The following is a 9,881-nucleotide window of genomic DNA, read 5'->3' on the forward strand; positions in this document are numbered from 1 at the left end:
GTCAATATCTCATTTAAAGCCCGTGGGCATTTTAAATGTCTTTGCTCTCGAGTAGGGTGATTAATGCAGCGCCCAATTCCCCAACAGGGCGTTTGGCATAGGCGCTTAAAACTGATGAAATTACTTCGCGCTGATCAACTGGGACTGCCCGAAGTATTTCGCCCAAGCGATCGATAGTTTCGTGAAGGGAGAGTTTCCCTGCGCGATCGATGTCGAGGGCTGGAGCGAGCAGTGGATCACCTTCCATTTGAAGGATTTCTTGCCACTTGCGCGCGCTGCGCTCACCGAACGCCGCTTTTGAACCGGGCGTGATGAGTTGAGAAAGGTAGCTTTTGCGCGAGGTTGAGAGGCCGAATTTCTCTTCAACCGCGCTGTAGCCGCCGGCGCGTTCAACGAACCGACGAAGAGCTGCACGTCGTGCTTCGGTCAGTTCATCCATCCCTCAACTTTATTGCGAAATTGTCTTGATTACACTTGTTGCTTGATTAGTGAAAACTTGTTTTTTCACTTGCAAGCACTCGAATTTTCCCAGAATTCGGAAATCAAGCGGCAAGCCTGTGCTCGTAGTACGGCCGCATACGATGGTCCAAGATGGCCTCTTGCTGATCGAGGTGCCGAGGGTCTGGTGAGAGCCAGGCGTCGACGTTGTCGGGATCGATGGGGATGATGCACCGGTCGTGGCCCGCGGCCGCGACCTCGGGCGGAGGCTCGTCAGTGATGGCCGCGAATGAAAGCAGATCCGCTTGACCAGGAGCGGTCCATCGTGACCACAGACAGGCGACAAGCATTTCCTGCGCTGGCTGCGGCTCGAACTTCAGCACCAGGTTCTGCTCCTCTTCGCCGGGCTCGAGCTCGCGTCCTTCTTTGCGATGCTGCTTCACGTGCTCGAAAAATGCAGTCGCTAGCACCAGGCCGTGGGTGTGTCCCCACTGCCCCTTCCAGAAGCCGTTCAGGTTATCGCGTCGTGCGTTGTAGGTGCCCGGATAGCGGTCGTCGTACGAGGCCGGCTTCCCGGCGGGCCTGCACTGGTAGCGCATGGGCATCAACACGCGTTCACCGTTTTCAACGGCCATCACCAAGGCGTAGGAACCGGGGTAGATCCGCGAATCCCTTGCTTTCGGTTCGCGCCGACGCAGATCCGCAAGCTTAGCCAAGGCATCTTCGACTTTGTCTCCGGCGATGCGCTTACTTTCGGTCGCGCCTTTCGTGTACTTGACGGCAAGTTTCCGCTCTGCCTCGACCAGGCGAGTGCGTTGCTGAAACAGTACCTGCTCGAGCCGCGTTGACTCGCTGGCCAGCTGCTCATGGATGAGTGCGCGAATTGCGCCCAGGGCGGGGTCTGGCGAGGCCAGGAAGGCTTCATCAAGGCCCTTGGGTATCAGGATCCGCTCACCACTCTGTCGACGCTGGTAAAGGGCCAAGAATTCCTTGGTGCTCAACTTCGCGCCGAAATTGCGCATGTAGCGGCTGAATTCGTGGCTGACTTGTTGGCTGTAGCACATGGGCAAGATGGTAGGGCGTGCCCCACATTGTTGGTCGTCGGAGTAGACTACTGTGATTATGTCCAGTATTGTCGCCCCCTCCCTGAACGAGGCGGATCTCAGCGACCCGCCTCCGCTGCCCTTGCTCCCCCTCCCGATGGTCGAGGGGAAAATCCCTGCCGGCTTCCCGAGTCCGGCAGACGATTTCGCGGTCAGGCGACACGATCTCAATGAGCTGCTGATCACGCATCCTGCAGCCACGTTTTTCTGGACCGTCAGCGGCGATTCCATGCTGCAAGCGGGCATCGAATCGGGCTCCATCCTGGTCGTTGACCGTGCGCTGCGCCCAGAACACAGAAGCATCGTGGTCGCCCAGATCGACGGCGGAGAGTTCACGGTGAAATACCTGCACAAGCGTGCTGACCGTATCAAGCTAGTGCCGGCGAATCCAACATACCCGGAGATCGTTTTTCGCGATGGCCAGCAGCTGGTGATTTGCGGTGTCGTCACAGCGGTCATCAAGCGCTTCACCAGGTGATGGAGCCGCACCATGTACGCCCTTGCGGACATGAACAACGCCTACGTGTCGATCGAGAGGGTTTTTCGACCGAGCCTGGAGGGTAGGCCAGTCGTTGTTGCCAGCAACAATGACGGCTGCGCCGTTGCACGTAGCAACGAAGCCAAGGACCTCGGGATCGCGATGGGCGAGCCGGTCTTCCAGATTCGCCGCCGCTTTCCAGATGCCGGCGTGATTGTGCTCAGCGCAAATTTCGCTCTTTACGGGGACATGAGCAGTCGATTCCTGTCGATCGTTTCGGGCCTTGGGCCCGAAGTTGAGCCCTACAGCATCGACGAAATTTTCATCGGCCTGGCCGGCGTGCGCGGCGATCTCACGAATCGAGGGCACGCCGTGCGCGATCGCGTCTTGCAGTGGCTCGGGATTCCATGCGGCATCGGGATTGGCCAAACGAAGACCTTGGCCAAGCTGGCCAACCACATTGCGAAGACCGCGGAGCGCAAACCTGGGAGCTACCCGGCCGAACTCGCACGGGTGTGCAACCTGGCGGTGCTGCCGGCGTCGGATCTCGAGGCGTTGATGGCTACGACAGATCTGGACGAGGTATGGGGCATCGGCCCGCGCATCGGCGCGCAGCTGCGCGACGCCGGCCTTTCGAATGTGCTCGATGTGGTGAGGCTTGATCCCGCCACCGTCCGCCGACGCTGGTCAGTTGTGCTCGAGCGCACCGTCCGCGAGCTGCAGGGCCAGCCCTGCATCGCGCTCGAGGACGCGCCACCGCCCAAGCGCGAGATCGCTTGTACGCGCAGCTTTGGACGCGTCGTCACCGAGCTGCAGCACCTCGAGGAGGCCGTCAGCGAGTTTGTCGGCCGTGCCGCCGAGAAATTGCGCAAGCAGGACAGCCAGGCTGGCCAGGTCCTGGTCTTCATCCACACCTCGCCTTTTCGCAAGGACGACAAGCAGTATTCGCGCTCTGTAACGGTGCCGCTGCGCCGGCCCACGGCCGACACCAGTGTGATCGCAGCCATGGCGCTGCATGGGCTGCGCGCGATCTATCGTGAGGGTTATCGCTATGCGAAAGCTGGGGTGCTGCTACTGGACCTGCAGCATGCTTCTTTTCATCAGGGTGAGCTTGAGCTCGATGAGCCCGGTGCCGATCGCGGAAAGCTGATGCGCGCCGTCGACGCGCTCAACGGCCGCTATGGCCGCGGCGCCGTACAGCTGGCCAGCGCCGGCCTAGCCGGCGATGCGCGGCTCTGGTCCATGCGCCAAGAGCACAAGACGCCGAACTACACGACCAGCTGGGCAGATCTGCCTATCGCGAGAGCGTGATTCGCCCCAGGTCATGCAGTCGACACTGCGTTGTCACTGTGCCAGGCGCTCAGCAATTTCGCGCGTTCCGAGGCTTCGCACTGCTGCCAGGCTTTCGAGTTGAGTTGCCCGCGGACGTGCTTTGCCCTGCTCCCAGTGATAGATCGTCTGCCCAGACACGCCAACAAGTTGCCCGTAGCTCGCTGCGGACAGCGCAAGCTTCGACCGATGCGCTGCCAACCTGTTTGCGCTGAATCGACGCTGCGTGGCAACGGTGGTTTCTGTGGCCGCTTCAATGGGCCGAGCCGTGCCCTTTGCGACACGACGCAGTTCCTTCTCAAGCGCATTCACTTGGCGACGCAGCTCGGCAATCGACGCGCGATGTGCGACCGACGCCTTCTTGAGTGTTTCGATCTCGGCGCGCACTTCTTTGCGAGCAACGCGGGAGATTTCGGCTTTGAGGATCGAGGCGATATTTGGCATGCGTGGATTGTGCCGTTCAACTACAGGCCCAACAGCAGGTCGCTCTCCAGTCTCGCTATGCCCAGTTGGTCACAGTTCACGTCATGAACCCTCTAAACAACCACCCTGCGAAAAAGATCACCCCGACCATGATGAGGGCGAGGCCAGGGTGGCCGCTGCTGATGTCCCCTGCAGCGTTAGCCCGCGCGTGGTCGGACTGGGGAATCATGTTTGTATCTGGATCGAAGTGAAGTTCGCCTTTGCTCTCCACCCAATCGGCCCAGTCGAAAATTACAGTGTCGAGCGCGCGCTCCAGCGCTTCGGCCGCCTCCGCACTGTTACAGCAAGCGATCTGTTCGCCGCCAAGCGTGACGATTTCCCACACCGAGTACCCGTCGCCCCGTTCCTCGCTGTTCGATCGATTTACCCGGCGCGCCGAGAATTTGGCGCTACTGAACAGTGTGAATCCTTCCATGCTTAGCGCGCGGGCCGATCGGTGGCACCCGGGACGACACCAGCGCCGACGTTTGTCTTTCCTGCACGAAGAGGAGCGAAGGTCGCCGAATCGGGGGGGCCTTCGTAACCGCAGGATTCATTAAAGAACGATGGGCCGTCGACAGAGTTCGCGTATTCGAACGCGTAGCCGAAGTCGTCGTCGTGGTCGCTGCCTCTCGCTTCGCCAACTTGCAGCCGAGCGCGAATGACTTCGAGTTGAGCCACGATGGCGGTCTTGCTGCTATTCCGCGTACCCTGCAGCTTGATCACGACCTGTTGGAGAGGATATGCATGCGCCTTCCAATCAGGGCTTGGCTGACTCTTCGCTCGCTCTGACAACCGCGACGGCCAAGATGCCAAAGGCTTAGGCCACGCCCGCGGCTGGTCCGACAAGAACGGGTGCAGCTCATCGAGATCCATTTCCAAGCTCGCTCGCACGCCTTCAAAAAAGGCGTCGTTGCCCTTGATCCAGCCTTCGACCCATCCATGGCTTTGCATGAAGGCAGGCGCGTCGCGAAATAACACTTCGAGCAGTTCGCGGTTCTCGTCGATCCGCTTGAAGAGCCCGCCAGTGTCGCCGCGCGTTGTCGCCAGCTTTTCAAGCTTTTTTAGCTTCGCGTTTTTGAAGAATTCGAACATTTGCCTTCCCTCTACTTTCTGTTCGTTGATGCCGCGTCGACGGGGCGCACAGGCTGGTCGACGCTGCGAATGTGGGTCGAGGCTGCGGCCGGCGCTGGGCGCCCATCGGCGGCTCCAAGGACGACACCAGCACCGACGTAGAGGATTTCTTCGATCGGTCGACTGGCGTGCAGTGCCAGCACCTCTTCGACTGAAGCTTCAAACGTTCTAAGTTGTTCACGTGTGTCCCGGTTCTTGGCAACACAACTAAATGTGCCGTTCGAGGAGAACACGATGCAAGACCCGTCGACAACAGGATTGCTACTGGTGCTGGTTCTCCAGTTCGCTTTGCGTAGCCGTGCTCTCACCTTGTCGATTACCAGATCTCTTTGACTGATCCGGCCTGTGGCGGCCGGAACAAGCGAGCGGAGCTGGCGCAAGCGCTCAGCGAAGTCGCTGTTGATCGTGAACTCGACATGCCAAGCGGCACCGCTGGGCACCTGCGCGACTTGCATGATCACTTGCCGAGAAATTGTCACGGTGCAGCTACTCCTTCGTGTTGTTGGAAGTTGTTGAGCCTTCAGACCGCAAGGCTCTGTAGCCAGCGATGAAGGCACCGAAGGCGGCCCCGATACCAACCAGGATCGCGAGATAGAAAACGAAGCTTGCCGGCGACAAGACAGAACCCGATTGCCCTGTGGGTGCGGACGAAGCAGCCAATCCACAGAAGCCAAGTACGACGGCAACGGCGCCTGCAAGCAACGTGTTCCCGAAGAGACGCCACGTCGTGGCTGCCAGCTGGGTCAACTGGCTTTTCATGCGGACCTTCATTGCGAGTCGCGGGCGTTCGCCCGCCATTCCCAGGGCGCCATAGGCGACGGCCCAGCCCATAGTCCTCGACCCTCGCGCTGCGCTTTCGACTCGAGGGCGGTCATCGCTGCGTCGCTGACATAGCGCCGGTACGCCCAGGCCATGCCAGTGCTGACCATGTAGGCATTGACGTTCAACGGGGGACCGTCGATCACGAAGGGCAGACTGCTGTGCAGGTAGACGGTCCCAAGGACGCGGCCGTACCGGTCTCTCCCCTCTTCCTTCACTCTCACCTGCTGCTGGAAGACGAGCCGGGCCAGTGCTTGCTTCGAGCGCTGGCCGAAGGGTTGGCTTTTCTCGGGTGCGTCGATCTGTGCCAGGCGAACACGTACGGACTTCTGCTCGGCCAGCACGTCGATCGTGTCGCCGTCGAGCACACCGACAACACGGCCTGTGAAGTCAGCGTGAACGTACCCCGCCAGAGCCGAAAGCAGAAAGGCGATGAGCCATCGTTTCCAGTGGGTGTATCGAATGTGCATTCACGCATTATGCATCCGATATAACGAATGATTTAGCGGCTAAATCTGCCGCAAGTCGATATGAAAGGCGAAAAAAAGACCCGCTGTTGCGGGCCTTTTGGGTGCGGCTTGGGGCCTATCTCGAGCGGGTGACTGTCCTCAGCTGGGAGCCAGGGCGCAGATGCTTGCCGTCTGGCCCAAACACATACGAAACGGCAGTTGCCTTGCCTTCTGTCATCGTCCAGCCACCAGTCAGCGCCAGGTCATGGATCACAAATTTGCCTGTTGCCCCTGCTACTTTTTGTAGGGCTTGGACTTGGTTCAGTCCCACGATGACGCCCGAATACGTTGGCCCGCCTGCAATGTTCGCATCTTCCACAACAGCGTCGGGAGAGGTCGCCTGCGCTTGTTGAACAAAGGCATTCTTCGAAAGCTGCCGCTGCGAGACAGGTTCGATCAGCCTCTGCGTTACCCAGTCGGGAGGGTTGCTCGCGTACTCGATCTGGTCGACATGTTTTGTCGCGACCAGTTGGGGAAACTCCAAGTCTTTGGAATTGTCGAAGACCTGTGCCTCATCGACCCTGAGAAATGCCGCAGGCAAGAGCTCCATTGCCCTGGCGTAGCGCTCGCGCACTTTTTCTTCCGGGACTGGATGGCCGCCACTGGCCACGCGTTCCTCGACCCGAACGACGTTGATCGCCGGGTCCGAGGTGGTCACGAAAACCAAATCAACGATGTAGCCACGCTTCTTCGCTTCATCGATGAGCTGAACTCGCCCCACCGTGCTGAAGACTGATTCGTAGGCAAAGGACTCGCCACGATCTAATGCCTCGCGCCGAAGCGCCTCTGCAATTTCTGCCGCTTGGCGGTTGCGCTCGTTGGGGTCGCGGACATGGCTCAACTCCTCCGCGGAAATGACATCAGCGTTGATGAACTGCGGAAAACCATCCGCAGTTCTCAGGGCATCAACCACTGTGCTCTTGCCGGAGCCATTCGGTCCAGCAAAAATCGTCATTCGAGGAGCTTGCTTGGGCTCCTCGTCCGTCATGCGGTGCGCGAGTAGATTTTCTTGGTGGGCTGGTCCGGCGACTTTACTTCGCGGACAGGCTTGTTCACGCGCTCACGACGGCCGTCGGCGTATTCCTTGTAGACGACACCATCGACAACGACAGCCTTCGGCAAACCCAGACGTGCCCTTGTCTCGGCTGTTTTCTTGAAGCTGGCGCTCAACCGCTGCTTGAATTCAACAGATGAGGTCAGTGAAAGCAGTGATCTGGTCATGGTGTTTGAGCCTTTTCTTGGCGTAGACATAGTTTAGTCCTCTTGGAGATTCGTGGCAGATCAGAAGAAGAGATACCCGGCCCGGGTCATCGGTATCCGAATCAACCAAAGCACCACCAGGTGCACGGGGTAGAACGCATAGAACCACCAGCGAAGCCGCGGCAGGCGCACTCGGAGCTGCGAAACCAATGCGATCAGCGGAAGAGATGCAACGGCCCAGTAATTTCCATTCACCAGGTAGAGGCTTGCGCATGCTCCTACTCCCAGCGCCACCGCCCCCCAATTCGGGGATCGCACATAGCCCCAAGCTGCAACCCCAAACAGAACCGCTGGCCACCAGAACTCCACAATGCCCCCGCCGACGACGAATGCGAGCAGCGCGGCGGCATACAGGCCACGGGCCAGCATGCACGTCACCAGGGTGAGCACCAGCAACGTGAAGATCGCATTGAGGGGGTAGACGTTGCCCCACAAGCCGCCCAGCATGAGGAAAGGTGGCGAAGCGAGGAGACCTGTGACTGCAAGCCGGAGGGCAACACGTTTGTATGGGCCCTCTTCGAGCTCCTTCACCCGAGCGAGGTTGTAGGCCAGGACGAAACAGAAGATTGGCATGGCCAGGCGTCCAGCGGCGAATGCGACATCGCTCGTTCCGTTAAACAAATACTTGTTCACGTGATCGATGCTCATGAGGACCAGACCAACCCACTTCAGCAACTCGATGGTGGAGCTGCGCAGCTCGATGCGTGGCAAGTCAGAGGTTTGGCTGATGGCTGTCACAGGTTTAGCCGCTAAATTTATCGACCTGACGATCAAGCCGGCAGCTCTTGCGAGTGCGGATCTCATCATCCGTTGGGCGTGTCGGATCTACGGAAAACGTGCCATCGGACCAGACAACGAGCCATTCCCACTTGCAAGTCATTTCGTCCTGCCCAGCTGCAGGCGGGCTGTGCCACCACGGTTCTCGACTCACGATGGATCGACTCATGGCGCCCTTTCAGTCGCTGCCCTGAATGGCACGCGGGAAAAAATTAGAAGAGCTTGGGTTGAAGCTCCCCCGCTTCAGCGGCGCTCGAGCTGCAGCGGCCACAGCGGCCAATGCTGCAGGAGACACCGTGTTGGAGATACGCACTGGGGCGGCCGCAGGGGCGGCCACGGCGGTGATTGGAAAACGACCTTCAAGCCATCCAGCCCATCGCGCGCCTTTCTCAACGAGTCGGGCGCGGTACGCAGCGTTGTAAGCAGGGGTGCGGGAGTGATAGTTGGCCACCTTGGTCCAGAGATCCCCTTGGTCCTTCGTCAGGTGCTGCTTTAACCGCCAGGCAGCCAGTTCGTAGGGATAGCAGCCAGCAGCCGCGACGTCTGCCGGCTTGATGCCGTATCGAGCCATTTCGACCAGGTAGGCCGTGTTGAATTGCAGTGGGCCGACGTCGTGAGTCCCATTGGAGTTTCGAACCCACTGCCCGGGCTTTCCTCCCTCTTGTTCGGCGACCGCCAACATCACGTTTGCCGGCACGCCGAACTTCGCCGCAGCAGAAATCGAGCACGTGACTCTTTCGTGCAGCTGCGGAGGCAAATCAAGGACGATCACGCTGCGAGGACTCAGCGCTGGCCGAATGGCGAACTGCTCGAATTGTTGTTGCCGGACCCGCCGTCCTGCGAGGAGCTGGAGCCGGCCGCCGCGGGCATTTGGACCGGGCATTGGTTGAGGAAGCGCATGCGCTCGCTGATCGTTTGTGCCGGCTTCTTGAAGTTGATCGAAAAGAAGCGATTCAGCGACTCCTGGCATTCATGCGGCGGAGAGCCAGAGGTCAGGCACATCATCGCTTCGCATGCCAGCTTCTGGTCGCCCATCAGCAAGCCCTGCGCATGCACAGCACTGCCCGCAGACAGGAGGACGGCCGATGTGATCAACGTTTGAATCGTTTTCATTTCAATCTTTCAAGTAGGTTTGCGATTTGCGAAAGCCGCTACTTCAGCGCTTTCATCGACGGCCTTATCTGGGTTGTTGAACCCAGACAAGCTGTCGCCTGTGAAGGCTGGCGGTTCAGCCCCTGCAGCCTGACCGGTGGCCATGAAGGCGCGTGCGGCATTCGCCTTTCCAGCGGTGCTCTGAGAACGCAGAATGTCGGCCTGGTTCTGACGATCGGAGTTCGCGCTTCCAGGGTTGCTGATCTCTGCCGCCACACGGCCCCCGGTGGTCTGCGAGACGCGCTCCCGCGCTGCATCCAATGCCATGCCTGCGCGGCTTTTCGCGACAGCGGCAATCCCTGAACCCAATGCCCCCAACGTCGATCGTGCACGTCCTGGGCTGGTCCCCTTCCCTTCTGCGTCAGCGGCAAAATCACCGTCCTTCGGTCCGTTGCCACCTTCGGCGCCTGACTGCTGCGA

Annotated in this window: 15 protein-coding genes and 1 pseudogene; 2 read left to right on the top strand and 14 right to left on the bottom strand. The window is 59.6% G+C overall.

The genetic code is table 11. The annotated features are described in order from the left end of the window. Nucleotides 1-31: 31 nt before the first annotated feature. Nucleotides 32-439: a hypothetical protein gene (locus tag AC07O4_RS31030; protein ID WP_495306571.1), complete on the bottom strand. Its 408-nt coding sequence runs from the start codon at nt 437-439 to the stop codon at nt 32-34. A gap of 103 nt (nt 440-542) precedes the next feature. Further along, on the bottom strand, nt 543-1,502 hold the full coding sequence (locus AC07O4_RS31035) for an SOS response-associated peptidase family protein (protein ID WP_495306572.1): 960 nt from the start codon (nt 1,500-1,502) through the stop codon (nt 543-545). A 58-nt stretch (nt 1,503-1,560) separates the two neighbouring features. Between AC07O4_RS31035 and AC07O4_RS31040 the strand changes: the two genes are divergently transcribed. Next, the gene (locus tag AC07O4_RS31040; RefSeq protein ID WP_495306573.1) at nt 1,561-2,019 is read left to right on the top strand and encodes a LexA family protein; all 459 of its coding nucleotides are present in this window, start codon (nt 1,561-1,563) and stop codon (nt 2,017-2,019) included. A gap of 12 nt (nt 2,020-2,031) precedes the next feature. After that, complete coding sequence (locus AC07O4_RS31045) at nt 2,032-3,330, top strand: Y-family DNA polymerase (protein ID WP_495306574.1); 1,299 nt, start codon at nt 2,032-2,034, stop codon at nt 3,328-3,330. Between the two features lie 33 nt (nt 3,331-3,363). On the opposite strand, the gene AC07O4_RS31050 is transcribed toward AC07O4_RS31045, so the two are convergent. From AC07O4_RS31050 to AC07O4_RS31105, 12 genes and pseudogenes are all read right to left on the bottom strand, one after another. Continuing rightward, nucleotides 3,364-3,792, bottom strand: coding sequence for a helix-turn-helix domain-containing protein (locus tag AC07O4_RS31050; protein WP_495306575.1), 429 nt, complete (start codon nt 3,790-3,792; stop codon nt 3,364-3,366). A 76-nt stretch (nt 3,793-3,868) separates the two neighbouring features. Then, complete coding sequence (locus tag AC07O4_RS31055) at nt 3,869-4,246, bottom strand: hypothetical protein (protein WP_495306576.1); 378 nt, start codon at nt 4,244-4,246, stop codon at nt 3,869-3,871. A 2-nt stretch (nt 4,247-4,248) separates the two neighbouring features. Next, nucleotides 4,249-4,905 (bottom strand): hypothetical protein, encoded by a 657-nt coding sequence (locus AC07O4_RS31060; protein ID WP_495306577.1) that lies wholly within the window; start codon nt 4,903-4,905, stop codon nt 4,249-4,251. An 11-nt stretch (nt 4,906-4,916) separates the two neighbouring features. Further along, nucleotides 4,917-5,399, bottom strand: coding sequence for a hypothetical protein (locus AC07O4_RS31065; RefSeq protein ID WP_495306578.1), 483 nt, complete (start codon nt 5,397-5,399; stop codon nt 4,917-4,919). 31 nt (nt 5,400-5,430) lie between these two features. Continuing rightward, complete coding sequence (locus AC07O4_RS31070) at nt 5,431-5,703, bottom strand: hypothetical protein (RefSeq protein WP_495306579.1); 273 nt, start codon at nt 5,701-5,703, stop codon at nt 5,431-5,433. Nucleotides 5,704-5,711: 8 nt separating this feature from the next. Further along, nucleotides 5,712-6,233, bottom strand: a complete 522-nt coding sequence (locus tag AC07O4_RS31075; protein ID WP_495306580.1) for a thermonuclease family protein — start codon at nt 6,231-6,233, stop codon at nt 5,712-5,714. A gap of 115 nt (nt 6,234-6,348) precedes the next feature. Further along, nucleotides 6,349-7,260, bottom strand: coding sequence for an ATPase (locus AC07O4_RS31080; protein WP_495306581.1), 912 nt, complete (start codon nt 7,258-7,260; stop codon nt 6,349-6,351). After that, on the bottom strand, nt 7,257-7,493 hold the full coding sequence (locus AC07O4_RS31085; protein WP_495306582.1) for a hypothetical protein: 237 nt from the start codon (nt 7,491-7,493) through the stop codon (nt 7,257-7,259). Before AC07O4_RS31085 ends, AC07O4_RS31080 begins: the two co-directional genes overlap by 4 nt. A 60-nt stretch (nt 7,494-7,553) precedes the next feature. Then, the gene (locus AC07O4_RS31090) at nt 7,554-8,243 is read right to left on the bottom strand and encodes a TraX family protein (protein ID WP_495306583.1); all 690 of its coding nucleotides are present in this window, start codon (nt 8,241-8,243) and stop codon (nt 7,554-7,556) included. A 244-nt stretch (nt 8,244-8,487) separates the two neighbouring features. Continuing rightward, nucleotides 8,488-9,081 (bottom strand): lysozyme family protein, encoded by a 594-nt coding sequence (locus AC07O4_RS31095; protein ID WP_495306584.1) that lies wholly within the window; start codon nt 9,079-9,081, stop codon nt 8,488-8,490. A gap of 11 nt (nt 9,082-9,092) precedes the next feature. Next, nucleotides 9,093-9,422, bottom strand: coding sequence for a TrbM/KikA/MpfK family conjugal transfer protein (locus tag AC07O4_RS31100; RefSeq protein ID WP_495306585.1), 330 nt, complete (start codon nt 9,420-9,422; stop codon nt 9,093-9,095). A gap of 9 nt (nt 9,423-9,431) precedes the next feature. After that, nucleotides 9,432-9,881: pseudogene (locus AC07O4_RS31105) on the bottom strand (hypothetical protein); the annotation flags it as partial.

The organism is Variovorax sp. GW821-FHT09D04 (assembly GCF_059416405.1).